Source organism: Pseudomonas sp. BGA-UO-ETr-WB11 (assembly GCF_059567785.1).
Genome location: NZ_JCAQOS010000007.1, coordinates 293075 through 318094 on the forward strand (window position 1 = coordinate 293075; position 25020 = coordinate 318094).

At 60.4% G+C, this 25020-nt stretch carries 23 protein-coding genes; 18 read left to right on the forward strand and 5 right to left on the reverse strand.

Features of this window, described 5'->3' with window-relative positions; translation table 11 throughout:
* Positions 1-431 precede the first annotated feature (431 nt).
* From AC56DI_RS12155 to AC56DI_RS12175, 5 genes are all read left to right on the forward strand, one after another.
* Positions 432-1070 (forward strand): TetR/AcrR family transcriptional regulator, encoded by a 639-nt coding sequence (locus tag AC56DI_RS12155; protein ID WP_422588234.1) that lies wholly within the window; start codon positions 432-434, stop codon positions 1068-1070.
* Positions 1071-1161: 91 nt separating this feature from the next.
* Complete coding sequence (locus tag AC56DI_RS12160; protein ID WP_496346386.1) at positions 1162-2130, forward strand: GTP 3',8-cyclase MoaA; 969 nt, start codon at positions 1162-1164, stop codon at positions 2128-2130.
* Between the two features lie 24 nt (positions 2131-2154).
* Entirely contained in the window at positions 2155-3048 is an 894-nt protein-coding gene (locus AC56DI_RS12165) for a radical SAM protein (protein ID WP_496346387.1), read from the forward strand.
* A gap of 78 nt (positions 3049-3126) precedes the next feature.
* Positions 3127-3747, forward strand: a complete 621-nt coding sequence (locus AC56DI_RS12170; protein WP_496346388.1) for a DUF4823 domain-containing protein — start codon at positions 3127-3129, stop codon at positions 3745-3747.
* Positions 3740-4300, forward strand: a complete 561-nt coding sequence (locus AC56DI_RS12175; protein WP_496346389.1) for a DUF1285 domain-containing protein — start codon at positions 3740-3742, stop codon at positions 4298-4300. The genes AC56DI_RS12170 and AC56DI_RS12175 overlap by 8 nt, the downstream gene beginning before the upstream one ends.
* Positions 4301-4360: 60 nt before the next feature.
* Here the strand turns inward: AC56DI_RS12175 and AC56DI_RS12180 are convergent, their stop codons facing one another.
* Positions 4361-6025 carry an electron transfer flavoprotein-ubiquinone oxidoreductase gene (locus tag AC56DI_RS12180; RefSeq protein WP_496346390.1) on the reverse strand — a complete coding sequence of 555 codons (1665 nt, stop codon included), beginning with the start codon at positions 6023-6025 and terminating at the stop codon, positions 4361-4363.
* A gap of 324 nt (positions 6026-6349) precedes the next feature.
* Between AC56DI_RS12180 and AC56DI_RS12185 the strand changes: the two genes are divergently transcribed.
* Positions 6350-7099, forward strand: coding sequence for an electron transfer flavoprotein subunit beta/FixA family protein (locus AC56DI_RS12185; RefSeq protein ID WP_324521745.1), 750 nt, complete (start codon positions 6350-6352; stop codon positions 7097-7099).
* Positions 7100-8029 (forward strand): electron transfer flavoprotein subunit alpha/FixB family protein, encoded by a 930-nt coding sequence (locus AC56DI_RS12190; protein WP_496346391.1) that lies wholly within the window; start codon positions 7100-7102, stop codon positions 8027-8029.
* 60 nt (positions 8030-8089) lie between these two features.
* Here the strand turns inward: AC56DI_RS12190 and AC56DI_RS12195 are convergent, their stop codons facing one another.
* Positions 8090-9019: an alpha/beta fold hydrolase gene (locus AC56DI_RS12195; protein WP_496346392.1), complete on the reverse strand. Its 930-nt coding sequence runs from the start codon at positions 9017-9019 to the stop codon at positions 8090-8092.
* Between the two features lie 114 nt (positions 9020-9133).
* On the opposite strand from AC56DI_RS12195, the gene AC56DI_RS12200 reads away from it, so the two are divergent.
* The 5 genes from AC56DI_RS12200 (at position 9134) to AC56DI_RS12220 (ending at position 13378) form a co-directional block, all read left to right on the forward strand.
* Positions 9134-9958 (forward strand): substrate-binding periplasmic protein, encoded by an 825-nt coding sequence (locus AC56DI_RS12200; RefSeq protein ID WP_496346393.1) that lies wholly within the window; start codon positions 9134-9136, stop codon positions 9956-9958.
* 52 nt (positions 9959-10010) lie between these two features.
* Positions 10011-10322, forward strand: coding sequence for a DUF4398 domain-containing protein (locus AC56DI_RS12205; protein ID WP_496346650.1), 312 nt, complete (start codon positions 10011-10013; stop codon positions 10320-10322).
* On the forward strand, positions 10319-11131 hold the full coding sequence (locus tag AC56DI_RS12210; RefSeq protein ID WP_496346394.1) for an OmpA family protein: 813 nt from the start codon (positions 10319-10321) through the stop codon (positions 11129-11131). The genes AC56DI_RS12205 and AC56DI_RS12210 overlap by 4 nt, the downstream gene beginning before the upstream one ends.
* Before the next feature lie 176 nt (positions 11132-11307).
* Positions 11308-12744 (forward strand): aminotransferase-like domain-containing protein, encoded by a 1437-nt coding sequence (locus AC56DI_RS12215; RefSeq protein WP_496346395.1) that lies wholly within the window; start codon positions 11308-11310, stop codon positions 12742-12744.
* Positions 12745-12835: 91 nt separating this feature from the next.
* A complete protein-coding gene (locus tag AC56DI_RS12220; protein WP_496346396.1) occupies positions 12836-13378 on the forward strand; it encodes a translation initiation factor 2 in 543 nt (180 codons plus the stop codon).
* A gap of 3 nt (positions 13379-13381) precedes the next feature.
* Here AC56DI_RS12220 and AC56DI_RS12225 read toward each other — a convergent pair whose 3' ends face one another.
* Positions 13382-15208 (reverse strand): long-chain-acyl-CoA synthetase, encoded by a 1827-nt coding sequence (locus tag AC56DI_RS12225; protein WP_496346397.1) that lies wholly within the window; start codon positions 15206-15208, stop codon positions 13382-13384.
* A 245-nt stretch (positions 15209-15453) separates the two neighbouring features.
* On the opposite strand from AC56DI_RS12225, the gene AC56DI_RS12230 reads away from it, so the two are divergent.
* From AC56DI_RS12230 to AC56DI_RS12245, 4 genes are all read left to right on the forward strand, one after another.
* Complete coding sequence (locus AC56DI_RS12230; RefSeq protein WP_496346398.1) at positions 15454-18078, forward strand: EAL domain-containing protein; 2625 nt, start codon at positions 15454-15456, stop codon at positions 18076-18078.
* 62 nt (positions 18079-18140) lie between these two features.
* Complete coding sequence (locus AC56DI_RS12235) at positions 18141-18548, forward strand: GNAT family N-acetyltransferase (protein WP_496346399.1); 408 nt, start codon at positions 18141-18143, stop codon at positions 18546-18548.
* Positions 18548-18904 (forward strand): hypothetical protein, encoded by a 357-nt coding sequence (locus tag AC56DI_RS12240; protein WP_496346400.1) that lies wholly within the window; start codon positions 18548-18550, stop codon positions 18902-18904. The genes AC56DI_RS12235 and AC56DI_RS12240 overlap by 1 nt, the downstream gene beginning before the upstream one ends.
* A 24-nt stretch (positions 18905-18928) precedes the next feature.
* Positions 18929-19321, forward strand: a complete 393-nt coding sequence (locus AC56DI_RS12245) for a VOC family protein (protein WP_496346401.1) — start codon at positions 18929-18931, stop codon at positions 19319-19321.
* 10 nt (positions 19322-19331) lie between these two features.
* Here the strand turns inward: AC56DI_RS12245 and mapR are convergent, their stop codons facing one another.
* Positions 19332-20741, reverse strand: coding sequence for a GntR family transcriptional regulator MpaR (gene mapR / locus AC56DI_RS12250; protein WP_496346402.1), 1410 nt, complete (start codon positions 20739-20741; stop codon positions 19332-19334).
* A 73-nt stretch (positions 20742-20814) separates the two neighbouring features.
* Positions 20815-22230 carry a cytochrome c oxidase accessory protein CcoG gene (ccoG, locus tag AC56DI_RS12255; RefSeq protein ID WP_496346403.1) on the reverse strand — a complete coding sequence of 472 codons (1416 nt, stop codon included), beginning with the start codon at positions 22228-22230 and terminating at the stop codon, positions 20815-20817.
* Positions 22231-22528: 298 nt separating this feature from the next.
* Between ccoG and AC56DI_RS12260 the strand changes: the two genes are divergently transcribed.
* Positions 22529-23788, forward strand: a complete 1260-nt coding sequence (locus AC56DI_RS12260) for an HD-GYP domain-containing protein (RefSeq protein ID WP_496346404.1) — start codon at positions 22529-22531, stop codon at positions 23786-23788.
* Positions 23789-24225: 437 nt separating this feature from the next.
* Positions 24226-24960: an amidotransferase gene (locus AC56DI_RS12265; protein ID WP_496346405.1), complete on the forward strand. Its 735-nt coding sequence runs from the start codon at positions 24226-24228 to the stop codon at positions 24958-24960.
* Positions 24961-25020 lie beyond the last annotated feature (60 nt).

Here is a 25020-nt window from a genome sequence, read left to right on the forward strand (position 1 = left end):
TTAAGACCATTAGGAGTAGAACGAAAGGTGCGCGGTCTGCTGCACCTTTCCTGGCGGGGCACTTGGGGGGAAGAAGCCGCGCGCCAGTAAGTTCAAGTATTGGCGATGTTTGCCCAGCGTCCAGGCGAAACGCCGGCATTTTTAAACGCTTTTGGAATAGCCCTTACTCACTTGGGCGCCTGAAGCCTGCCCGGTGCGGTTTGCTCTGTATCGGCGGTTTGACTGGCCAATGGTGGGCCGAGAAGCTGCTGGCGCGCTGGCGCTGAGGGTTGGCAAAAGGCGTGTCAGATGGGCGGGTGAGAGTTTTTCGGTTGGCCTGCCAGGCGCTGGGGAAACCTTAGATAATGCCTTGAAGCGCCGATGATCCGTGCATTTCTGCGCTAGATAGGCATAATACGCGACTTCTTTTTTTGTCTCCCTCAGTGTTTTTTATGCAAAAAGAACCCCGTAAGGTCCGTGAGTTTCGCCGCCGCGAGCAAGAGATTCTCGACACCTCGCTGAAGCTGTTCCTTGAGCAAGGTGAGGAAGGTGTGACCGTCGAGATGATTGCTGATGCGGTCGGCATCGGCAAAGGCACTATCTATAAGCACTTCAAATCAAAGGCGGAGATTTATCTGCGTTTGATGCTCGACTACGAGCGCGAATTGAACGGAATCTTGCAGTCGGCCGATGTAGAGCGCGACAAGGAAGCCATGTCGCGGGCTTTTTTCGAGTTCCGCATGCGTGATCCGCAGCGCTACCGGTTGTTTGATCGCCTGGAAGAAAAGGCCGTCAAAGGCAACCATGTGCCGGAAATGGTCGAGGAGCTGCACAAGATCCGCGCCTCCAACTTCGAGCGCCTGACCTTGCTGATCAAGGGCCGTATCTCCGAAGGCAAGCTTGAAGACGTGCCGCCGTACTTCCACTTTTGCGCCGCCTGGGCGTTGGTGGATGGTGCTGTATCGCTCTACCACTCGCCGTTCTGGCGTGGCGTGCTGGAAGATCAGGAAGGCTTCTTCCAGTTCCTCATGGACATCGGCGTGCGCATGGGCAACAAGCGCAAGCGCGATGGCGAAGCGCCGAGCAGTTGAGGTCATTCAGCTGGTCTATGACGGCATGCCTGGCGTGTGCCGTGCAGGCTGGCGCCGATATACTCCGGCGCACTGACCGCCGGAGCTTCCCATGATTGTTGATCGCCAGGGCAGGCGTTTTCGCAACCTGCGCATTAGCCTCACGGCTGCCTGTAATTACGCCTGTACCTACTGTGTGGCCGATGGCAAGCGTCTGGTTGCCGCCGAAGATGAGTTGTCGGCAGATGCCCTGGGCCGTGCGGTGGCGTATTTGATCGAAGCCGCCGGTATCGAGCGCCTACGCATTACCGGTGGCGAACCGCTGGTCAGCCCCAGGTTTGAGCCGTTTCTGCAGCAGGTGGCGGGTCTGGGGTTGCAGGACATCAGCCTGACCACCAATGGCCAGTTGCTCAGTCGCAAATTGCCGGCATTACTGGCCTGCGGCATCAAGCGTCTGAACGTCTCCCTGGATACCCTCGACCCGCTGGCGTTTCGTCGGATTGCCCGTGGCGGTGATTTGTCGACCGTGCTGGCCGGCTTGCAGGATGCGCGTGCTGCTGGGCTGAACATCAAGCTTAATATGGTGCCGTTGCGTGGGCAGAATCTCGATCAGGTGCTGCCGCTGTTGGACTATTGCCTGGAGCGCGGGTTTGAGTTGCGCTTTATCGAGTTGATGCGCATGGGCCACCTGGCACGGGATCCACAGGGTTTTCAGCGCCAGTTTGTCGGCCTGGACGAATTGCTGGCTGTGATTGGTGCGCGGTATGAGTATCAGCAAGCCGATGCACCGCAGGATGCTACGGCGTTGCGTTATGAGATCCCCGGGCGCGGGTTCTTTGGTGTGATTGCCAATGAGAGTGTGCCGTTCTGCCGTAGCTGTTCGCGCCTGCGCTTGTCGTCTACCGGCTGGTTACACGGTTGCCTGTCTTCCAGTAACCGGCATTTTATCGGTGACCTGCTGGACAAGCCGCGCCATCAGGCTTTGCCGGCCTTGCAGCGTTTGCTGGTGCGGGCGCTGGGCGATAAGCAGGAGCTGGCGTTCTCGGGTGGTGTTACGGTGATGAAAATTATTGGCGGCTAAGCTGCCAGCATTTGAGTGAGTGCCATGTCTGCAGTGTTCCCAATCAATTACATCGAGCCGGTGTTTCGTCCGCCCAGCGAGGCGCATTCGCTGATCCTGCCCGTGACCAACGGTTGTTCGTGGAACAATTGTGGCTTTTGCGAGATGTACACGCAGCCGCAGAAGAAGTTTCGCGCCCGCGACGAGGCTGAAGTGCTGGCGGAAATCCAGCGCTGCGGTGAGCAGCTGATCGTGCAGCGAGTCTTTCTTGCCGACGGCGATGCACTGGTGCTGCCGACGCGTCGGCTGCTGGCGATTCTTGGTGCCATTCGTGAGCACATGCCGCAGGTCGAGCGGGTGTCCAGTTATTGTCTGCCGCGCAACCTGCGCAAAAAGTCGGTCGACGAGCTCAAGGAGTTGGCCGATGCCGGCTTGAAAATGGCCTATGTCGGTGCCGAGTCCGGGGATGACGAGGTGCTGGCGCGGGTCAACAAGGGGGAGACGTTCGAGTCGACCCTGAGGGCGTTGGACAAGCTTGGGCAGGCCGGTATCACCCGTTCGGTGATGGTCCTCAACGGCTTGGGCGGGCAGCTGTTGAGCGAGCAGCACGCGTTGAACTCTGCGCGGCTGATGAATGCCGCCCAGCCAGAATACCTGTCTACCCTGGTGGTGAGCTTTCCCACCGGTGAGGCGCGTTTTCGTGCCGGTTTTGCCGATTATCAGCCGCTGAGTCAGGACCAGTTGTTTCGCGAGATCGAGCAACTGCTGCAGGCGCTGGAACTGCGCGATACGGTGTTTCGCAGCGATCATGCGTCCAATTATCTAGTGCTCAAGGGCACGCTGGGTGTCGATAAGGCGCGCATGCTGGCGCAGGTGCGCAAAGCCATCGAGCAGCCGCAGCAGGCTCATTTACGTCAGGAGTGGCAGCGCGGCTTGTAGTGGCGCGGATGCTGCATTGGCATCGGCCATCTAGGGTTGGTCCGCCGTTTTCTTGTCGCGGTGTAGAGGGAGTGAGCGATGCGTAAGCTGATATGGGTGCTGTTGTGGGTGGGGCTGAGTGGCTGCATGAAGGTCAGTGATATGGCCGATGGCGTGGGCTATCAATTCCGCGATGCCGGCGTGCTGGATCACAGTCGTACCTATCGGGTGAGTAACTGGCACCTGCAGCCGGACTCCTTTATCTACATCGGTCAGGCCCCCTTCGTGCCGCCCGGCAAGGCGTATCCGCGACCTAACGTGGTGGCGGAGGAGGCTTTCAGCGGTTTTATTCAATACTTCCCGCTCGTGCGCCGGGCGCCGGCCCCTGTCGGGCTGGAAGAGGCCATGGCGCAGGCGCGCACTGCCGGAGCCAACTATCTGTTCTATGCGCGCTTTGCCGCGGCCGATGACCGCATCGGCACTACGGATGAGTGGCAGGATCAGGAGGCGCTGGATCGTCTTGGCGTCGATCACGGCGTGGTGCACTTGATGCTGATCGAAACCAATACGCGGTATCTGGTCGACACGGCGCAAATCCGAAGCCGGGGCGGCTTATTGACGCTTTACGATGCCAAGCCGGAGGATCTGCTGGCGGCGCCCTTGCGTGATTATGCGCGGCGTCTACTTGGGATCAGTGAGCAAGGGGTTACCCATGATTGATCCAGGCAACCTGCTGGCGCAGATACCGGTCGCCGACAAAAAGGGCTTTCCGCCGGTGCACCTGTGGAATCCACCGTTCTGCGGCGCAATCGATATGCGCATTGCTCGCGATGGCACTTGGTACTACCTGGGTACGCCGATTGGCCGCAAACCCATGGTACGGCTGTTCTCCGGCATCATTCGGCGCGACGGCGATGACTATTTTCTGGTCACCCCGGTGGAGAAGGTTGGCATCCAGGTGGACGACGCGCCCTTTGTGGCGGTCAGTCTGCAGGTGGAGGGCGAGGGTGAGGCGCAGGTGCTGCGCTTTACCAATAATGTTGACGATGAGGTGGCGGCGGGCACCGAGCATCCATTGCGTGTAGTGATTGATCCGCTGACGCAGGAGCCTTCCCCTTACGTGCTGATGCGCACCAACCTCGAAGCACGGGTGCATCGCAATGTGTTCTATCAGTTGGTCGAGTTGGCGCAGTCGCGCGAAATCGATGGCCATGAGTGGTTGGGCGTCTGGAGTGGCGGGGTGTTTTTCCCTATTGGTCCGCTGGACGCTTAAATCCCAGGTAAACAAAAGGGCTCCCGCGGGAGCCCTTTTTTATTGCGACCAGCCTGTCCGTTACATGTTCGGGTAGGTTGGGCCGCCAGCACCCTCTGGGGTTACCCAGGTGATGTTCTGCGACGGGTCTTTGATGTCGCAGGTCTTGCAGTGCACGCAGTTCTGCGCGTTGATCTGGAACTTCTTGTCGCCGTTTTCCAGGCTCACCACCTCGTAAACGCCGGCCGGGCAGTAACGCTGTGCAGGCTCGTCGTACAACGGCAGGTTTTTGCCCAGCGGGATGCTGGCGTCAGCGAGTTTCAGGTGGCAGGGCTGCTCTTCTTCATGGTTAGTGCTGGAGAGGAACACCGAGCTCAGCTTGTCGAAGCTGAGTTTGCCGTCTGGCTTCGGATAGTCGATTTTCGTCGAGTCAGCCGCCAGCTTCATGTGCGCGTAGTCAGGCTTGGTGTCGTGCAGGGTGAACGGGATCTTGCCACCGAAGATGTTCTGGTCCAGGTAGTTGAATGCGCCACCACCGAGTACGCCGAACTTGTGAATCGCCGGGCCGAAGTTGCGGCTGCGGAACAGTTCATCGAACAGCCAGCTGCCTTTGAATGCGTCAACGTAAGAAGTCAGCTCATCGCCGCCGTCTTTGCCGGCAAACAGGGCGTCAGCTACGGCGTCGGCCGCGAGCATGCCGGACTTCATGGCAGTGTGGCTGCCTTTGATCTTGGCGAAGTTCAGGGTGCCCAGATCGCAACCGATAAGTGCGCCGCCGTTGAAGACCATTTTCGGCAGCGAGTTCAGGCCGCCTTTGCAGATGGCGCGGGCGCCGTACGCTACGCGCTTGCCGCCTTCCAGGTACTGGGCTACCACAGGGTGGTGCTTATAGCGCTGGAACTCGTCGAACGGCGAGAGGTAGGCGTTGCTGTAGGACAAGTCAACGATCAGGCCGACCACGACCTGGTTGTTTTCCAGGTGATAAAGGAACGAACCACCGGTGTTCTCGCTATCGACCATCGACAGTGGCCAGCCAGCGGTGTGCACCACCAGGCCTTGCTCGTGTTTGGCCGGGTCGATGTCCCAGATTTCCTTGATGCCGATACCGTAGTGCTGGGCATCGGCGTCGCTGTCCAGGTTGAACTTGTTGATCAGTTGCTTGCCGAGGTGACCGCGGCAGCCTTCGGCGAACAGCGTGTATTTGCCACGCAGTTCCATGCCGGGGGTGTACAGACCTTCCTTCGGATGGCCTTCACGGTCGACGCCGAGGTCGCCAGTGATGATGCCGCGCACCACGTTGTTTTCGTCGAACAGCACTTCCTGAGCGGCGAAGCCTGGGTAGATCTCTACACCAAGGTTTTCAGCCTGCTGGGCCAGCCAGCGGCATAGGTTGCCCAGGGAGATGATGTAGTTGCCTTCGTTGTGCATGGTCTTGGGCACGAAGAAATTCGGCACCTTGACTGCGCTGTCGGCGTTTTTCAGCATGTAGATGTCGTCGCGCTTGACCGCGGTATTCAGCGGTGCGCCGAGTTCCTTCCAGTCCGGGAACAGTTCGTTCAGCGCGCGCGGCTCGAAGACTGCGCCAGAGAGAATATGGGCGCCGACTTCGGAACCTTTCTCTACTACGCAGACGCTGATCTCTTTACCAGCTTCAGCGGCCTTCTGTTTCAGTCGGCAGGCGGCGGACAAACCAGCAGGGCCGGCGCCGACGATGACGACGTCGAATTCCATAAATTCGCGTTCCACAGACTATCTCCTACTCAGGGCTCTTCGATGTTTTAATATTGGAAGCTAGGACCTTTCCATGATCAGAGCCAAGGCATTATATCCACACCCTCGGAGAGGTCCAATACAAACGTTTGTTTGAATTCTGTCCAAGCCTTGTATTATCGAGGCTGCATGACGATTAATGAGCGCGGCTCCGTATTGACCAGGCAAGGCGTTACGGTCAAGATATGGACGGTTTTGCGCTCATTATTTGGGCTGTTTGTCGGTTCCGGCCGACCCCCGCAGAGCCGACCAGGTGCGCCTGGACGACATTCTTATTCACCGGAGAGTAACGAGGAATCCATGAAGGTTCTTGTAGCTGTCAAACGAGTGGTCGACTACAACGTCAAAGTTCGCGTCAAAGCGGACAATTCCGGCGTTGACCTTGCAAACGTCAAGATGTCGATGAACCCCTTCTGCGAAATCGCCGTGGAAGAAGCCGTCCGCCTGAAAGAAAAAGGCGTGGCTAGCGAAATCGTCGTCGTCTCCATCGGTCCGACCACTGCTCAAGAGCAACTGCGCACTGCGCTGGCTCTGGGTGCTGATCGCGCGATCCTGGTTGAAAGCGCTGACGAATTGAATTCCCTGGCTGTGGCCAAACTGCTTAAAGCAGTGGTCGACAAAGAGCAGCCTCAGCTGGTGATCCTGGGTAAACAGGCCATCGACAGCGACAACAACCAGACTGGCCAGATGTTGGCTGCCCTGACCGGTTTCGGCCAAGGCACCTTCGCCTCCAAGGTTGAAGTGGCTGGCGACAAGGTCAACGTAACCCGCGAAATCGACGGCGGTCTGCAGACCGTTGCGTTGAACCTGCCGGCGATCGTGACCACCGACCTGCGCCTCAATGAGCCGCGCTATGCGTCGTTGCCGAACATCATGAAGGCCAAGAAAAAGCCGCTGGAAGTGGTAACCCCGGACGCCCTGGGCGTTTCTACCACCTCCACCGTCAAGACCCTGAAAGTAGAAGCGCCGGCTACCCGCAGCGCTGGTATCAAGGTCAAGTCCGTGGCTGAACTGGTCGAGAAACTGAAGAACGAGGCGAAGGTAATCTAAATGACTATCTTGGTTATTGCTGAACACACTAACGCTGCCCTGGCTGCTGCCACGCTGAACACCGTTGCCGCGGCGCAAGCCATCGGCGGCGACATTCACGTTCTGGTGGCTGGCGCTGCTTGTGGCGCTGCTGCTGAAGCTGCGGCCAAAGTCGCTGGCGTTGCCAAGGTTCTGGTTGCCGACAACGCGGCTTACGCTCATCAGCTGCCGGAAAACGTTGCGCCACTGGTTGCCGAGTTGGGCAAGAGCTACAGCCACATCCTGGCTGCCGCTACTTCCAATGGCAAAAACATCCTGCCGCGCGTTGCTGCGCAGTTGGACGTTGACCAGATCTCCGAAATCACTGCCGTAGTCAGCGCTGATACCTTCCAACGTCCGATCTATGCAGGTAACGCCATCGCTACCGTGCAGTCTTCGGCTGCCGTGAAAGTGATCACTGTGCGTTCCACCGGTTTCGACCCGGTTGCTGCTGAAGGCGGTTCGGCTGCTGTTGAAGCGGTCAGCGGCGCTGCCGATGCTGGCAAGTCGGCTTTCGTTGGCGAAGAGCTGGCCAAGTCCGATCGTCCAGAACTGACCGCTGCCAAGATCGTCGTTTCCGGCGGTCGCGGCATGCAGAACGGCGACAACTTCCAGCTGCTGTACAAAGTGGCCGACAAGTTGGGTGCTGCTGTGGGTGCTTCGCGCGCTGCAGTGGACGCCGGTTTCGTTCCGAACGACATGCAGGTTGGTCAAACCGGCAAGATCGTTGCTCCTCAGCTGTACATCGCCGTTGGTATTTCCGGCGCGATCCAGCACCTGGCCGGCATGAAAGACTCCAAAGTGATCGTTGCGATCAACAAGGACGAAGAAGCGCCGATCTTCCAGGTAGCCGACTACGGTCTGGTAGCTGATCTGTTCGAAGCGGTACCTGAGCTGGAGAAACTGGTTTAAGCCAGTTTTCTCAGCCAATAAAAAACCCGCTCATTGAGCGGGTTTTTTATTGCGCGGTGTTCAGCGTTTAACGCTGTCGAGAAACGCCAGGTAGTGCTCGGCGGTTTCTTCCGGGCGCTCGATCATCGGCAGGTGTCCGCACGCTTGCATGATCACTACGCTGGGCTGTTTGAGCAGGGGTTGCATGACCTTGATGCTCGACACATCCAGAATCTGATCCTGATCACCCCAGAGCAGCAGGGTCGGTACCTGGATCTTCGCCAGCTCTGTTTCCAGAGGGATATAGCGTTCGCGCAGTTGGTTGAATATCTTCTGATTGAAGTCGTGGCTGGCCATCGCGCGCTCTGCCAGGTATTGCTTGAGCGAGCCCGGTAGCGGCGGCTTTTCTACAAAGAGAAGGTCCAGCATGTTGCTGAAGTCGTCAGCGTTGCGAACCAGTAGCGGGTTGGCGTCCCCCCGGTCCAGGCGCTTGAACAGTTCACTGGCTTGTGGAGCGTTGACGCCTGCATTGTTTAGCAGCGCGACCGACAGGACCTCTTCGGGGTGGCGTGCGGCATACAGCGCAGCAATGTGGCCACCCATGGAATTGCCAATCAGGTGCAATTTGTGAAGGCCGATGGCTTTGGCGAAGGCATTCAAGCGTTCAACCTGAGTGCCTACGTCATAACTGGCCTCGGGTTTACTGCTGTCGCCAAACCCCGGCAGGTCGAGGGCGACAACGTGATAACGGGCTGTCAGCGGGCGGGAAAAACGCAGCCAATTGTCCTTGTCGGCACCAAAGCCGTGAATCATCAGGATGGTTTCTGCGCCTTGCGGGCCGCCTTCGTAATAATGAACGTTGAACTCACCCACCTGTACTTGGCGCGAATCGAGACCGGCTAATTGCCGCTCGGTAAATTGCACGCTGGCAAGCAACGATGCGGGGGAGAGGTACAGGGTTGTGGCTCCGGCGGCCAGAATCAGGGCAAGACAGATCAGCAGTTTTCTCATGGCGAGGCCTTATCACGAATGGTTATTGAGAAGCCGTTTAAGCTAGCATGAAGCCTGCTATAAAGGCGCGAGTGGCGAACGCGGCCAATCAAACGTTCTGTCGGGATGCTGTGCATGAGTAATGGTCGGTTTATCTGTGCTGTGTTGTTGAGCAGCGTCTTTTGTTTGCCGTCGGGAGTGCTGGCGGCAGGCAAATGCGAGCGTCTGGTGGCCACGGGTAACCCGCAGTCGCCGCCGTATTTATGGCGTGATCCGCAGCATCCCGAGCTGCTGCAAGGTGCCAGCGTTGACCTGCTGCAGCATCTGGGTCGCGAGTTGGGCGTTGAGATTGCGGTGCTCGACAGTGGCACCTGGACGTCAGCTCAGGACGAAGTACGCAATGGCCGCATGGACTTGCTACTGGATACACCATTGACGTTGCCTCAGCTCGAACAGTTGGATTACGTGCATCCACCGGCTTGGGCCATAGACACCGTGGTCTGGGTGCGTCCTGATCAAGCCTTGGTCTACAACGATTGGAATAGCCTGCGCGGTTATAAAGGTGCAGACATTCGCCATGGTGCGAGCTCTGCGGAATTTGCCGCGTTCGCCAAGGACAATCTCAGTATTGAAACCCAGTCGAGCCTGTCCAAGGCTCTGCAGGCATTAGCTTCAGGACAGTATGACTATGTGTTGGCGCCGCGTGATGCCGGTCAACTGGCCGTGGCCGGTTCAGCTTTGCTCGAGCAGCTGCAGGCCTTGCCTGCGGTGGTTATGAGCCAGCCGTTGTTTCTGGGGTTGTCTCATAACTCGGCGTGCAATGAGCCTTGGCTGCGCGGACAACTGGCAAAAAAGATGACAGAATTGCTCGCCTCTGGTGTTCCCGCCGCCGTGCTGCAAGCCAACATGGCGCGCTGGCAAGCGCAGCAAGCGCCAGCCGTTGATGCCCCGTCTCAGTAGGATGATTTTCGTGCGTAATCGATATCTCTGCATTCTCGCCTTGGGCCTGACCATGGCCGGCTGCGCGGTTGACCCTGTGCCTAACGAACAGTTGCGCTTGAGTGAGCAGGCGGTGGCTCAGGCCCGTGCCGTGGGTGCTACTGAGCAGTTGGCTGAGATGCAGCTGGCTGAGCAGAAGCTTGCCCGTGCGCACAAGAACATGGGGGAGCAGGATTACAAGCGCGCACGTGTGTTGGCCGAAGAGGCTGAGCTGGATGCGCGCCTGGCCGAGTCACGCGTGTTGACGGCCAAGAGCCAGGCGCAGTTGGCCGACCTGCAGGCACGCATCACGCGCTTGCGCAAACAGTTGGGGGACCTGCAATGAATCGCCCATCCTCGCGCCTGTTGACCCTCTGTGCCGCGGCCATGCTGCTCGGCGGCTGTGCTGATCAGCAGCGCAGTGAAAGCGCTCTGGAGGCGGCCCGCGTCAGCTTCTACAAGGTCAAGGAAGCGCCCGACGTGCTGCGCAACTCGCCCAAGGATGTGATCCGTGCTGGCGAGTCACTGGCCCGTGCCGATCGTTATGCCGGGTACTGGGGCAGCAGCGAGGACGTCATCCATTACGCCTATCTGAGCCAGCGTTATAGCGATATCGCCAGTGAGGGCAGTCAGCTGCTGCTCAATCAGGAGCGCATCGCCAAGCTGGAAGGTGAGCGCCAGCGCCTGCAGCAAGCGTTGCGCGATGCCAAATTGCTTAGCGTGCAGCAACAGGGCCAAGCGCAGGAAGAACAGATGGTCAGCCTGACCCGTAATCAGGGTGAGCGCGGTCTGGTGATGACCTTGGGCGATGTGCTGTTCGAGCCGGCTCAGGCCAGCCTGAATGCCTCGGCCAATCGCACCGTGTTGAAGCTGGTGCAGTTTCTTCAGCTCAACCCGCGACGCATCGTGCGTATCGAGGGTTATACCGACAACCAGGGTGATCAGCCCTCCAATCTGGCTCTGTCCCGCGAGCGCGCCCAGGAAGTGGCCAATGTGCTGGAAGACCTCGGGGTCAACAAGCAGCGCCTGCAGGTTGTAGGCTACGGCGAAGCTCATCCGTTGGCGGAAAATGCCTCGCAACGCGGTCGCGCCCAGAATCGGCGGGTTGAAATCGTCTTCTCCGACGAGCAAGGCCAGCTCAGTCCTGCGCGTTAATTCCGGCGCGTAGACAAAACCCCGGCTGCCGCAAGGTACCGGGTTTTTTTATTGTGCCAGCGGTCCTGAGCACTGATTGAAAACTGTGCTGTATCGTCGACTATGCTGATAACTGTGCCGGTTCAGTGGCTGCCGGCTTTGTTACTGTATCGGTTCAATTTAGCGGACCCGCAGCCATGACCAATCTGTTGCTCTATCAGCGCATCGCCCAGCAACTGGCCGACGATATCCGCCGTGGCGTGTATCAGCCGGGTGAGCGTGTGCCCTCGGTGCGTAAGCTGAGTGCGCAGATGAGTGTCAGCCATGCCACCGTGTTGCAGGCCTATGCCAATCTGGAGGATCAGGGTTTGATCCGGGCGCGGCCGCAATCGGGGTTTTATGTGCACCAGAGTGCGGCGCTGACCGCACAAACGCCGGACATTGCCACGGTCGAAGGGCCGGCACTGGTGACCCGTAGCAGCATCATCAGCCAGGTACTCAGCGAATCGCGCACCGAGGGTGTATTGCCACTCGGCGCCGCCGTGCCACACAGCTCTTATCTGCCTGTGCGTGCCTTGCAGCAGCAGGTAGCCAAGGTCACCCGTTTTCATGGCTCCCAGGCGTTCGGTTATATGTTCAGCCCAGGCCACGAGCCCTTGCGCCGCCAAGTGGCCATTCGCATGCGTGATGCCGGCGTGGTGGTGGCCCCGGCCGACGTGGTGATTACACATGGCTGTACCGACGCGGTGCACATGACCCTGCGGGTGATGACCCAGCCGGGCGATCTGATTGCCGTCGAATCACCGACGTATTACGGCTTGCTGCAGGTGGCCGATCTGCTCGGTCTGAAGGTTATCGAGATCCCCAGTGACGCCAACACCGGCATCAGCCTGGAGGCTTTGCAGTTGGCGGCCAGTCAGTGGTCGATCAAGGCCCTGGTGTTGACTGCACGGGTCAGTAATCCAATGGGCGGAACGCTGCCGGAAGCGCGTCAGCGCGAACTGTTACGGTTGGCCGAAAGCCATGACCTGCAGATCATCGAAGACGATATCTACGGCGAGCTGATGTTCGACGAGGGCGCCAGTCGTGCCCTCAAAGCCTTCGATCGCCAGGGGCGGGTGGTGTATTGCTCAAGCTTCTCGAAAACCCTGTCGCCGGGGGCGCGCATCGGTTGGGTGATTGCCGGTAAATACCAGCAGGCCATTCAGCGTCTGCAAACCTTCAGCTCCTACTCGGCCTGCAGCGTTACTCAAATGGGCGTGGCCGCCTACCTGGAAAACGGTGGTTACGACCGCCATCTGCGGCACATCCGTCAGGAGTACCGCAAGAACCTCACGGCGTTCCAGTTGGCGGTGCAGCAGCACTTCCCGGAAGGCACGCAGATGACGCGGCCCAACGGTGGTTTCACTCTCTGGCTGAGTCTGCCGGCAGCGGTCAACTGCAAGGAGCTGCATGTGCGTGCCTTGCAGCACGGTATTAGCATCGTCCCTGGCGGCATCTTCAGTAACACCGAGCAGTTCAACCACTGCCTGCGCCTGAGTTGTGGCTTGCCGTGGAGTCGTGAGGTGGAGCGGGCGATCATGACCCTGGGCATGCTCGCCACGCAGTTGTGTCAGGAGGTTGGCGGCAGTTGAAGGGGCTGCGCAGCGTGGCTGGGCGCGCGAGCACTTGCCAACGAACAAGGATGAAGGCGAGCATGGCATCTTTAATTCGCGCGCGCCGACCATGATCCGTTACTGCCTGATTGCATTGATGCTGTGCCTGAGTGGCTGCGATGAGCCCAAGGATGCCGTGCCCTTGGCGCCTTCCGTTCCGGTGGAGGTGCCCGATGTAGCCGAAGTGCCGGCCGCGGTTACCCGTCTTGATGTGCCAGTGCCTACCCCAACGCCTGTCGGTGTGCCCGCCCAGCCTGAATCGGCACCATTGCCCACGCCGGTGGTGAAGGCGCAAGCGCCGCGTCCTAAACCTGCTGCCAGCAAGCCCGCGAGCAAATCGAGCGCGACGGGCCAGAAGCTGGCGCCGCTGCCCCTTGATTTGAGCCTGCCTCATGACCTGGTCGATCAACTGGAGCCCGGTGAGCCGATCCCCGAAATAGTGCCCAAGCCACGCCTGCTGCCGCCGCTGTTTGGCGAGAAGCCGGCTGAGCCCTCGGCTTTTCAGCTCAGTGGCAAGTTGATCACCAATGACCTTGATCGCGAGAAGCTGGAGTCGGACAACCTGTTGGACAAGGTTGAAGGCGCCCAGCTCAATTTCGAGTTCCGCAAGTAAACCTCAGAAGCGAAATTCGCCCGCTTCGATGCGTGCCCAGAGTTGGTCATCCACTGGCTGGAAAGCCTTGGCGCCAGGCAGGCGCACGAATAGCGGATCGCCGGTTTGCGCCGGGTTGTAGGCCACTTGCTTGAGGTCGTTCTTCTTGTATTTGAAGGTGCCGGTGGTTTCCAGCTCGCTCAGCAGGCGGATAAACAGCGGCGCGGCATACACGGGCAGCTCGCCATCCAGATACTGCGCCAGGGCCTGCGTGTCGAGTGTCGAGTCTGCAGCCATGCGCAGCGCGGCCATGCCGCAGCGGCCATCGCTGCCGTTGATGGCCACGCCATACACCACCGCATCCTCTACGCCAGGAAAAGCCCCCAGCACGCTTTCCACTTCCGTGGTGGAGACGTTCTCGCCCTTCCAGCGGAAGGTGTCACCCAGGCGATCGACAAACTGCGCGTGCTTGCAGCCGATGTCGCGCATCAGGTCGCCGGTGTTGAACCAGGCGTCGCCCTTTTTGAACACGTTACGCAGGATCACCGCCTCACTCTTGGCCGGGTCGGTGTAGCCGTCGAAGGGGAATTTCTTGCTGATTTCACTGACCAGCAGGCCAGGTTGGCCAGCTTTGACCTTTTCCAGAAAACCCTTGGCGTTACGCAGCGGCCGGTCATTTTCCAGGTCGTAGCAGACGATGGCGAAGGTGGCCGGCGTAAAACCTACGGTGTTGTCGAAGTTGAAGACGTTGGTGAAGGCGATATTGCCTTCGCTAGAGGCGTAGAACTCGGCGATTTGCTCGATGTCGAAACGTGTCTTGAACTCAGCCCAGATCGCCGGGCGCAGGCCGTTGCCGATCATGCTGGTCAGGCTGTTGTTGAGCTCATGGTCAGTGACGGGCTGGTTGAGCAGGTAGCGGCACAGTTCGCCGATATAACCGAAGCTGGTGGCCTGATAGTGGGCGACGTCTTTCCAGAAGGCGCTGGCCGAGAACTTGCGTCGCAGCGCGATGGCCGCGCCGCCGGCCAGGGCCGAGCCCCAGCAGACCGTCACGGCATTGTTGTGATAGCAAGGCAGCGTCAGGTAGAGCACGTCGCTGCTGCCCAGGCCCAGGCCGGAGTGGCCGAAGCCACCGTAGGCTTTGATCCATTTGCCGTGGCTCATGATCGAGGCTTTGGGCAGGCCGGTGGTGCCGGAGGTGTAGATGTAGAAGCACGGGTCCTTCATCTTGACGCGCAGGCTGTCCGGCAAATTCTGCTCACTCTGGCTGGCTTGGCGCAGACCAAGGTTGACCCAGTTGTCAGGCGTGTTGCCACTGTCCTGCAGCGTATCTTGATCGGCTAGCCAGTAGCACGGGTGCTCGGCGCCGTGCACGTGGGGACGGACCTCATTGAAGGCATCGACCAGCTCTTCGCCAATCACAAAGAACCTTGGCTTCACCAGGTTCAGGCTGTGGCTGAGTACCTTGCCGCGCTGGGTGGTATTGAGCAGTGCGCCGATAGCGCCCAGTTTGGTCAGGGCAGCGAGGACGGCGAGTAACTCCAGGCGGTTTTCCACCAGCACTGCGACTACATCGCCATGGCCCACGCCGTCGGCCTTGAAGGCCCAGGCCAGACGGTTCGCCCAGGCGTTGAACTGGCGATAGCTAAGGCGCCGCTGTTCATCCATCAGCGCCGGGTTGTCTGGGTAAAGGCGGGTGGCGCGTTCTAGGGCCCAGGCCAGTGACAGGGTTTTGTCGCGGTTGCGGATCCCGGCGTAGTACAACCCGCGCAGCATCCTCCCGATGCGAGGAAGGTGCTTAGGCAGGCGGGCAAGGAAGCGGGCAGGGGAAATCAGGTCGGCTTGGGTCATGGCTCTCGCGCTTGTCGTTGTTATGCGGGACTTAAATACGCCAACGGCGAATCTAGAGCATTGCGGCGGGTGCTGGCTATGACCCTGGCGCAGGGGCTGAAGGCAGATCGGCAACTGTGGGCCCAGCCTGAGGCTAGACCTTTCTGGCTGTGGGGTTACTGCTGATGTAAACTACTATCATTAAGCTGTTTAATGCGCTGACCCCAGTGCTGTATGGCTGTATCAGGCATTAGGAACCCACCACCATGATTCTCGACTTCATTCAGGGCGCTGCTCTGCTGCTGGCGTTGTGCTGGTTGCAGACCATCAACAGACGCCTGTGGACTGATCATTGCGTCGTGGCTCCACTGCTGTCGGGACTCCTGTTCGGCAGTACCTGCATTGTTGGCATGCTCACGCCAATCGTCTTGCAACAAGGTCTTATTTTTGATGCTCGCACGGTGGTGCTGAGCATGGCCGGGCTATTTGGCGGACCCTTGGCGGCGGCTGTGGCGGGCCTTATGGCCGGCGGTTATCGCCTCTGGCTGGGCGGTAGCGGCGTCTGGATCGGCTTGGCCAATGTGCTGATGCCGGTGTTGCTGGGTCTGGCTTACCGCTATTGGTACCGGCGCGGCAAACTGAAGATTGGCCCTTGGCAGTTACTCGCGTTTGGTCTGCTGGTGCATGTGCTGATGGTGCTGCTGTTGGCATTGTTGCCTGCCGCTCAGGCCTCGTTGAGCTTGCACGAGGTGGCGTTGCCGATTTTGCTGGTGCTACCGCTGGCAACCTTAATCCTCGGTCTGTTGCTACGGGATATCGAACAGCGACTGGATACTGAGCGCGCCCTGGCGCAAAGCGATGCACGCATGGGCGCCGTTACCCGCGCGATTCCCGATCTGTTGCTGGTGCTGGACGAAGATGGTCATTACGTTGACGTTGTCGCCCCCGAACCCAGGTTGCTGCTGTTGCCGCGTGCCGAATTGCTGGGCAAACGCTTGCATGAGGTGATGTCCCAGGGCGAGGCCGAACGTTTCTATGCGTTTATCCAGCGCACCCTGGCCAGCGATACGCCACAAATTCTCCAATACGCCATTCATACCCAGGCCGGCACCACGGTGTTTGAAGGCCGCGCTCAGCGTCTTGAAGGGCTGCTGGAAGGCAAGCGCGCGGTAGTGATGGTGGCGCGGGATATCTCCGAGCGTGAGAACGTGGAGATGGAACGGCGCATCGCCGCCATTGCCTTCGAGTCGCAGCAAGGCATGGTAATTACCGATGCCAGCAGCAAGATCTTGCGCATCAACCAAGCCTTTAGTGCCATCACCGGCTACAGCGCTGCGGATGTCATCGGCAAGGACACGCGCATGCTCAGCTCTGGTCGACAGGGGCCCGAGTTCTATCAGGCCATGTGGCGCAGCATCAACGAGACCTCGGCCTGGGAGGGTGAAATCTGGAACCGGCGCAAGAGCGGCGAGGTGTTTCCCGAGTGGCTGTCGATCAGTGCGGTGCGTGATGGGTTCGGCCGCGTCAGTAATTACGTGGCCTCATTGACCGATATTTCCGAGCACAAGGCTGCGGAAGATCAGATCAAACACCTGGCGTTTTTCGATGCCCTGACGGGGCTGCCCAACCGTCGGCTGTTGCTCGACCGTCTGCAGCAAGCGCAGGCCGCCAGCGCGCGTAAAGGCAAGTTTGCTGCGCTGATGTTTCTCGACTTGGACAACTTCAAGAACGTCAACGACCTGCACGGTCACCAGACCGGCGACCAGTTGCTGTGCCTGGTGGCCGAGCGTCTGAGTCATGCGATTCGCACGTGCGACACCGTGGCCCGTCTGGGTGGTGACGAGTTTGTGGTGCTGCTGGAAGACCTTGAGCCGCACTCCGAAGACGCCGCCGGGCAAGTTGAGGGCATCGGCCAAACCATCCTGCACGCCCTGGAGGCGTCTTACCTGATCGGCGAGCTGGAACTGCGCAGCACCGCCAGCATCGGCGTGCTGCTGTTCAACGACGAGCTGGTCGACAGCCATGAATTGATGAAGCGCGCGGACCTGTCCATGTACGAGGCCAAGGCTGCCGGCAAGAATGCCCTGCGCTTTTTTGACCCGGCGATGCAGGAGGCCGTGAGTGCGCGCCTGCAGCTGGAGGAGGATATTCGTCGCGGCCTGGTCGCGGGCGAGTTCGTCATGTACCTGCAGCCGCAGATGGATGAGAACTACAGCCTGATCGGTGCCGAAGCGCTCGTGCGCTGGCAGCACCCGCAACGCGGCTTGCTCTCGCCCGCGGCGTTTGTCGGCGTGGCCGAGCGCGCTGGCTTGATTGAGGAACTGGACCTGCAGATGCTCCGCCAAGCGTGCGAGCAACTCGCCGAGTGGGCGCGGCAGCCTGCCACAGAGGAGTTGCGTCTGGCGGTCAACCTGAGTGCGCGCGTGCTGTATCAGCCGCACTTTGTCGACCAGGTCATGGCGTTGCTGAAGGCCAGTGGCGCCGACCCGCACCGCTTGAAGCTGGAGCTGACCGAGTCGTTGCTGCTTGATGACCTGGCGGGTGCAGTGCTGCGCATGACGGCCCTCAAGGCCCACGGCATCCGCTTCTCGATTGACGATTTTGGCACGGGCTACTCGTCCATGGCCTATTTGCAGCAACTGCCGCTGGACCAACTGAAAATCGACCAGTCGTTCGTACGTGCCTTGCCGGATGATCCCAACAGCCTGGCGATCATTCGCGCTATCTGCAGTCTGGCCAACAGCCTCAACCTGGACGTTATCGCCGAAGGCGTAGAGACCGAGGCCCAGCGGGCTCTGGTGTTGGCCAATGGTTGCCGGCATTTTCAAGGCTACCTATTTGGCCGGCCGATGCCGCTGGCAGAGTTCGCCCGCCTGTACGCTGAGGCCTGACGGATTGTCGGGCGCAGCGGATTAGTGAATAGTCGCGGGCTTATCCACTCAGGCACCCTGGCATGACTGTTCATATCTCCCTTGACGACACCCTTGGCGAAGCCGAAGTGCTGGCCCTCTATCAGGCCAACCAATGGTCCAGCGCCGACAAACCGCAGCAATTGCTGGCAGCGCTGCGCAACTCCCACAGCCTGGTCACGGCCCGTCGCGATGGGCGCTTGCTGGGTTTGGGTAATGCCATTTCCGATGGTCATCTGGTGGTCTATTACCCGCACATGCTGGTGCATCCAGAGGTGCAGGGGCAGGGCATTGGCCGTTTGCTGATGAATGCCTTGCAGGCGCGGTACGCCGGCTTCCATCAGCAAATGCTGACCGCCGACGGTCGCGCCATCGCCTTCTACGAGGGCCTGGGCTTTAGCCGCGCCGGCCACACTCAATCCATGTGGATCTATGCCGGGAGCGAACACTGATGCCCTTACTGTCGAACAAACTGCTGAACATCGGCCTGCTGCTGGCACTGGTTTTTGCCTTGGCAGCGCTGGCCGGCTGGTTTACGGCCGAGGCCAATCCCCAGGGCATTCTGCTGCACACCCCGGCCGCCGATGGCACGCCGCCGGTGTATGCCTCGGCCTGGCGCATTGGTTTTATCGTTAGCCTTACCGCCATGGGTCTGCTGGCCGGGTTGGTGGTATTGCTGGCGCAGTTGTCCGCCTTGCTGCTCAAGGGCAGTCGCCATGAGGCATTGCTGAGTAGCCTGACTCTGGGCGCCGGCGCGGTGGTTGCCGCGGCGGGGATTGGCGTACTGTTGACCGTGCTTCAGGGCTGAAATCAACCTCTTCGGAGAACTGCCATGCGCTTTGCCTACACCATTATCTATGTGCCGGATGTCAGGGCTTCACTGGCATTTTTCCAGAATGCCTTCGGCTTTCAACCGCGCTTTGTGCATGAGTCCGGCACTTATGGCGAGTTGGAAACCGGCGCTACAGCCCTGGCTTTTGCCGCCCATGAGTTGGCCGAGTCAAACTTCAGTTGCGGCCATGTCGAGGCCCATCGTTCGCCGCAACCACTGGGCATGGAAGTGGGCTTTGTGACTGAGGATGTGCCAGCGGCCCATGCCCGCGCCGTGGCGGCCGGTGCCGAAGAAATTGCCCCGCCGGTGAGCAAGCCTTGGGGGCAGATGGTTTCTTATGTGCGCTGCCCGGATGGCACCCTGGTGGAGCTGTGCAGCGCCGTCGGCACCTGATGCTTGAGCGCTAAAACGCCGCGAGCAGCCGCCCCAGCACGGCCATGGCGGCTTCGCTGGCGGCGTCCCAGGGGTGGCCGGAATTGAGCCGTGCGCAGTGGCCAAAGCCGCGGGTGGCGGAGAAGATCGGCCCCGGCGCCAGGCTGATGCCCTCGGCCAGGGCCTGCTTGAACAGTTGCAGTGAGTCGACCTGCGGGGCAAATTCAAACCACAGAAAGTAGCCGCCGGCCGGGCGGGTGACGCGCGTGTCGGCGGGAAAGTGCCGGGCCGCCGAGGCCAGCATCGACGCCTGCTGGCTTTCCAACGCATGGCGCAAGCTGCGCAGGTGGCGGTCGTAGCCACCGTGTTGCAGGTACTCGGCAATGGCCGCTTGGGCCGGCACTGAGGGCGAAATGGTGGTCATTAGCTTGAGGCGCCGAATCTGCTCGGCATAGCGCCCACCGGCCACCCAGCCGACCCGGTAGCCCGGTGCCAGGCACTTGGAAAACGAGCCGCAGTGCATCACCAGGCCGGCGCGGTCAAAACTCTTCACCGGCTTCGGCGGCTGGCTGCCGAAGTACAGCTCGGCGTACACATCGTCCTCAATCAGCGGCAGCTGGTGCTGCTCCAGCAGGGCATAGAGGTCGCGCTTTTTCGCCTCGCTCATGCTCGCGCCGAGCGGGTTCTGCAGATGGCTCATCAGCCAGCAGGCCTTGATCGGCAGGTGCGCCAGGCTGTTGGCCAGAGCCTCCAGGTCGATGCCTTCGCGCGGGTGCACGGGGATTTCCACCGCCTTGAGTTTCAGCCGTTCCAGCACCTGCAGGGTGGCGTAGAACGCCGGCCCTTCGATGGCCACCAGGTCGCCCGGTTGGGTTACGCACTGCAGGCACAGGTTCAGCGCCTCCATGGCGCCATTGCTGATCACCAGTTCTTGCGGTGCCAGCAGTACGCCGCTGTTCAGGTAGCGCAGGGCAATTTGTCGGCGCAGGTCGGGGTTGCCCTCGGTCATGTCGGCGATCACCGCATGGGCCGGCATGGCCCGCAGGCTCTTGCTCATGCAGCGGGCCAGGCGCGGCAGGGGGAATAGCGCCGGGCTCGGGAAGGCCGAGCCGAAGGGCACGGTGTGTGGGTCCTTGAGGGAGGCGAGCACGGAGAACACCAGCTCGCTGACATCCACTTCGCTGGTCTGCGCTTCGCGGCTGCGCTGTTGCGGCTCGTGCAGCGGCCGCTGCGCCTGGTCGCGGACGAAGTAACCGGAGCGCGGACGGGCGCTGATCAGGCCGCGACTCTCCAGCAGGTAGTAGGCCTCGAACACAGTGGACGGGCTGATGCCATAGGTACGGCTGGCATGGCGCACCGACGGCACCTTTTCGCCGGGTGCGAGCACGCCGCTACGAATCAGGGCGGCGATTTCGTCGGCAAACTTCTCGTAGCGCTTCATGCGGTCGCTCGGGACTCTGGCAGGCTCTGTTGCCTGCCACTGTACTGCCTGCGCAGTGTCCAGGCGACCGTCCTCAGCGTTGGCGCGGGGCGACAAAGGTGCTCTCGGTGCTGACGGCACTGTCTACGTCATTGGTATCACGCAGGTGAAAGCGCAGCTGTTCCGGCGAGTGGGCTGCCGGCGCGCCGAGCAGGGCCACGCTGACGGCCACGTTGCGCATTTCTCCGGCGGCCAACTGCAGCACCTCGGCGCCTTGGAGCTGGAAGCGCGCGCCGTCATCCAAGCTCAGAGCATAACGTTGCGGCTGCTGGGTCTTGTTGATGACTTTGAGGTTGTAGCTGTTCTCGATCTGCCCCTGGCTGTTCTCACGGAACATCGTGCGGTCCTTAGCTACGTCCAGCGACACCTCAGTGCGGGCATTCAGGGCCCAGATCAGCGCGCCGATCATCACCGTCAAGGTGGTGGCATAGCCCAGCAGGCGCGGGCGCAGTACCTGGGTTTTGCCGCCGGCCAGGCTGTTTTCACTGGCGTAGCGCACCAGGCCCCGTGGGTAGTTCATTTTGTCCATCACGCTGTCGCAGGCGTCGATGCAGGCGCCGCAACTGATACAGCCCAGTTGCAGGCCGTCGCGGATGTCGATGCCGGTCGGGCAGACCTGCACACACAGGGTGCAGTCGATGCAGTCGCCCAGGCCTTCGGCCCGGTAGTCGCTGTCTTTCTTGCGCGCCCCGCGACCTTCGCCGCGGCGGCTGTCATAGGCCACGTTGAGGGTGTTCTGATCGAACATCACGCTTTGAAAACGTGCATAAGGGCACATGTGCAGGCACACCTGCTCGCGCATCCAGCCGGCGTTGAGGTAAGTCAGTACGCTGAAAAACACCAGCCAGAAGCTGGTGGCGTATTCCAGTTCAAGGCTCAGTAGGGCGCTGCTCAGTTCGCGGATCGGCGTCAGGTAACCGACAAAGGTTAACGCCGTAGCACCGCTGAGCAGCAACCACAGGCCGTGCTTAGCACTGCGCCGCAGCAGCTTGCCAACGCTCCAGGGCGCGGCGGCCAGCTTGATGCGCTGGTTGCGTTCGCCCTCGATGGTTTTCTCCACCCACATGAACATCCAGGTCCACACGCTTTGCGGGCAGGTGTAGCCGCACCAGACGCGCCCGGCCAGCACGGTGATAAAGAACAGGCCGAAGGCGGCGATGATCAGGGTGGCCGAGATCAGGACGAAATCCTGCGGCCACAGGGTCAGGGCAAATAGATGGATCTTGCCGCTGCCCAGGTCCCAGAGCACCGCTTGCTGGCCGTTCCAGTTGAACCAAGCGGTGGCAAAAAACAGCACGATCAGCAACCCGGCCCCGCCCAGGCGCAGGCTGCGAAACAGCCCGCTGAAACTGCGGGTGTGAATGGTGCCGCCCGCTTGCGCGGGTGTCAGGCGGATTGGACGTTGCGGGTCAATGGTTTCGACGATCCGCGCGGGAATGCGTTCGCTCATGCAGGTAGCTCCATCTGGCTGTAGCAGGCGGGGCGCATGATCGGCTCAGCACACAAATGAAAACAGACTCAGTTTTTTAAATAAAAAGCAGATCAGATGGCGCGCGCCGCCAAAGCTCAAGGGCTACAGGGCATCGGTGATTGCTCTGTGCTTGCCCTGTACTCGGCATTTTGACGTCCGCCGCAACCACCCGCCTGGCGCCTTAAGGTTAAGCATTGCTTAAGCAGTCACTGCGACACTCACGCCAGTTCGCTGGGCCTGAGCAGGGCGTCTTATTGTGTGGAGTGACTGGCGCAGGATGAATCAATTTCTCAAACGCACGGCGTTGCGTATCGCCGCTGTCAGTATTGCGCTGGCCTCGATCGCCAGCCCCGTGGCCTGGTTTGTGGCCCGAGAAAGCGCTGAAGAAAGCGTGGTGTCGCTGGCCATCGAGGAGTCCGCGCGGGTATTGCACTACTACCGCGCTGTCGGCCTGGAGAGTGCAGAAGGTCAGCAGAATGCACGCAAGGCCGCGGATACCATTACCGGCGGCCTGTTTGATATCGCGGAAATCTACGACCCACAGGGCCACAAGGTGGCCGAGTCGATGAGCGAGCAGGGCGCCGTCATCGAGCCATTTCTCGCCCCCCACGGCGCACCGCAATACCAGCAGGCGTCTTATGAAAGTGTCGAGCTGAGCCGTGACTGGGTCCTGCGTGTATTTGTGCCGCTGCGCGACACGCCGGGCGATAGCCAGGGTGCGATCAGTGGTTACTTTGAAGGCGTGCGCATCATTCCCGCCTGGCAGCGCGAGCAGATATTCAGCAACTCACTGACAGTGGCGATGTTGATCGGCCTCGCCTCGCTACTCAGTGGCGCGCTGATTTTCCCGCTGGTGGCGTTTCTGTCCACGGACAACGACCGCAAGGCCCGCGAGGTGCTTGATTCGCATATCTCAATGATGGAGGCCCTGGGGCGAGCGATAGCCAAACGCGACTCCGACACCGGCGCGCACAATTATCGGGTCGCCTGGATTGCTGCGCAGATTGCCGAGCGCATGAGCTTGGCCGGGCGCGAAATGCAGGCGTTGATCGCCGGCAGTTTTCTCCATGACGTCGGCAAGATCGGCATCCCCGATGCCATCCTGCTCAAGCCCGGCAAGCTCGACGCTGGGGAAATGGCGGTGATGCGCACCCATGTCGAGCAAGGCGAACAGATCGTCAAGGGCATGGGCTGGCTCGACGGCGCCCATGCGGTGGTGGCGGGCCATCATGAAAAGTGGGACGGCAGCGGCTACCCGCGGGCATTGAGCGGCGAGCAGATTCCGCTGGCCGCGCGAATTTTTGCTGTGGCTGATGTATTCGATGCGCTGTGCTCAAAGCGCCCGTACAAGGAGCCGATGGGCTTCGACGCGGCCATGGCGATTCTGGATCAAGACACCGGCAGTCATTTCGACCCCGCAGTGATGAAGGTCTTTAGCCGCATCGCCCAAACCCTGTACCAGCGGCTCGAACACAGCGACGAAGCCGACTCGCGCCAGTTGCTGGAAGACTGCGTGCGCAAGCACTTCGAAATGTAGGCGGGCAAGGCCCCCTTAAGCGCTCATAAGTATCAGCAACTGCTCGCGCTATTGCGGGGGCGGCTGACAGCATTCAGGCGTTTGGCGGTTAGGGCTGCGTCGTGGAGTGGCAGGCGAACCTTGCTGTGCGCGGCCAGCCAGCCGAACGGCATCAGTGCCTCTTCGCGTTAGCCTTCTGTTGGGTGGTTCAGCGGCATGCGCGGGCAGCAAATAAAGCTACCGTTGGTCGTTTATTTGCACCGGTCTTGGCGGCCACTTTTTTCCTTCAAGGGCCGTATTTCGGCCTCTGCAGGAATATGCTGGAAGCCGCGTGGCGCCAGTGGTCCAGACGATTTGCCGAGGGGCGAAAATGGATGGTTTTCATGGGCGAAATGACGTGTTAAAAAGCGCGCGTTTTTCCCATTCCAACATCCAACAAGAGGTAACCATCCCCAACTATGACCATGCGCATCTGCATCCTGGAAACCGACATCCTCCGACCTCAGTTGATTGAGCAGTACCACGGCTATGGCCGAATGTTCAGGCAGTTGTTTGAGAAGCAGTCGATACCGGCGCAGTTCGATGTGTTCAACGTGGTGGAAGGTTGCTACCCGGATGCTGCCCAAGGCTACGACGCCTACCTGATTACCGGCAGCAAGGCCGACTCGTTCGGCACTGATCCGTGGATTCAGACCCTGCGCGAGTTCCTGCTTGAGCGCTATGACAATGGCGACCGCCTGATCGGCATCTGCTTCGGCCACCAACTGCTGGCCCTGCTGCTGGGCGGTAAGACCGAACGTGCCGCCCAAGGCTGGGGTATTGGCGTCAATCGCTACGCCGTGCTCGAACAACCCGAGTGGATGAGCCCGAGCCTGGAACACCTCGACATGCTGGTGTTCCACCAGGACCAGGTCACCGAGCTACCAGTCGGCGCCACGCTGCTGGCCAGCAGCCCGTTCTGCCCCAACGCCGCTTACCGCATTGGCGACCAGGTGCTGTGCTTCCAGGCCCACCCCGAATTTGTCGACGACTACGAACTGGGCCTGCTCAACCTGCGCCGCGAATTCCTCGGCGAGGCCCGTTACCAACAGGCCATCAGCAGCATGAGCTTGCAGCATCAGGGCGTGGCAGTGGCCGAATGGATGCTGCGCTTCGCCAGCCAGGAGCGCGCGCAAAACAGCCTGGCCGCCTGATCCGGCAGCAACAAAAAGCCCCGCCAGTTTTGCTAGCGGGGCTTTTTGCGTTAGGACAGA

Excerpts from the sequence above, each read along its gene's own strand:
- AC56DI_RS12155 (WP_422588234.1), top strand. The coding sequence starts at position 432 with ATGCAAAAAGAACCCCGTAAGGTCCGTGAGTTTCGCCGCCGCGAGCAA.
- AC56DI_RS12160 (WP_496346386.1), top strand. The coding sequence starts at position 1,162 with ATGATTGTTGATCGCCAGGGCAGGCGTTTTCGCAACCTGCGCATTAGC.
- AC56DI_RS12165 (WP_496346387.1), top strand. The coding sequence starts at position 2,155 with ATGTCTGCAGTGTTCCCAATCAATTACATCGAGCCGGTGTTTCGTCCG.
- AC56DI_RS12170 (WP_496346388.1), top strand. The coding sequence starts at position 3,127 with ATGCGTAAGCTGATATGGGTGCTGTTGTGGGTGGGGCTGAGTGGCTGC.
- AC56DI_RS12175 (WP_496346389.1), top strand. The coding sequence starts at position 3,740 with ATGATTGATCCAGGCAACCTGCTGGCGCAGATACCGGTCGCCGACAAA.
- AC56DI_RS12185 (WP_324521745.1), top strand. The coding sequence starts at position 6,350 with ATGAAGGTTCTTGTAGCTGTCAAACGAGTGGTCGACTACAACGTCAAA.
- AC56DI_RS12190 (WP_496346391.1), top strand. The coding sequence starts at position 7,100 with ATGACTATCTTGGTTATTGCTGAACACACTAACGCTGCCCTGGCTGCT.
- AC56DI_RS12195 (WP_496346392.1), bottom strand. The coding sequence starts at position 9,019 with ATGAGAAAACTGCTGATCTGTCTTGCCCTGATTCTGGCCGCCGGAGCC.
- AC56DI_RS12200 (WP_496346393.1), top strand. The coding sequence starts at position 9,134 with ATGAGTAATGGTCGGTTTATCTGTGCTGTGTTGTTGAGCAGCGTCTTT.
- AC56DI_RS12205 (WP_496346650.1), top strand. The coding sequence starts at position 10,011 with ATGGCCGGCTGCGCGGTTGACCCTGTGCCTAACGAACAGTTGCGCTTG.
- AC56DI_RS12210 (WP_496346394.1), top strand. The coding sequence starts at position 10,319 with ATGAATCGCCCATCCTCGCGCCTGTTGACCCTCTGTGCCGCGGCCATG.
- AC56DI_RS12215 (WP_496346395.1), top strand. The coding sequence starts at position 11,308 with ATGACCAATCTGTTGCTCTATCAGCGCATCGCCCAGCAACTGGCCGAC.
- AC56DI_RS12220 (WP_496346396.1), top strand. The coding sequence starts at position 12,836 with ATGATCCGTTACTGCCTGATTGCATTGATGCTGTGCCTGAGTGGCTGC.
- AC56DI_RS12225 (WP_496346397.1), bottom strand. The coding sequence starts at position 15,208 with ATGACCCAAGCCGACCTGATTTCCCCTGCCCGCTTCCTTGCCCGCCTG.
- AC56DI_RS12230 (WP_496346398.1), top strand. The coding sequence starts at position 15,454 with ATGATTCTCGACTTCATTCAGGGCGCTGCTCTGCTGCTGGCGTTGTGC.
- AC56DI_RS12235 (WP_496346399.1), top strand. The coding sequence starts at position 18,141 with ATGACTGTTCATATCTCCCTTGACGACACCCTTGGCGAAGCCGAAGTG.
- AC56DI_RS12240 (WP_496346400.1), top strand. The coding sequence starts at position 18,548 with ATGCCCTTACTGTCGAACAAACTGCTGAACATCGGCCTGCTGCTGGCA.
- AC56DI_RS12245 (WP_496346401.1), top strand. The coding sequence starts at position 18,929 with ATGCGCTTTGCCTACACCATTATCTATGTGCCGGATGTCAGGGCTTCA.
- mapR (WP_496346402.1), bottom strand. The coding sequence starts at position 20,741 with ATGAAGCGCTACGAGAAGTTTGCCGACGAAATCGCCGCCCTGATTCGT.
- ccoG (WP_496346403.1), bottom strand. The coding sequence starts at position 22,230 with ATGAGCGAACGCATTCCCGCGCGGATCGTCGAAACCATTGACCCGCAA.
- AC56DI_RS12260 (WP_496346404.1), top strand. The coding sequence starts at position 22,529 with ATGAATCAATTTCTCAAACGCACGGCGTTGCGTATCGCCGCTGTCAGT.
- AC56DI_RS12265 (WP_496346405.1), top strand. The coding sequence starts at position 24,226 with ATGACCATGCGCATCTGCATCCTGGAAACCGACATCCTCCGACCTCAG.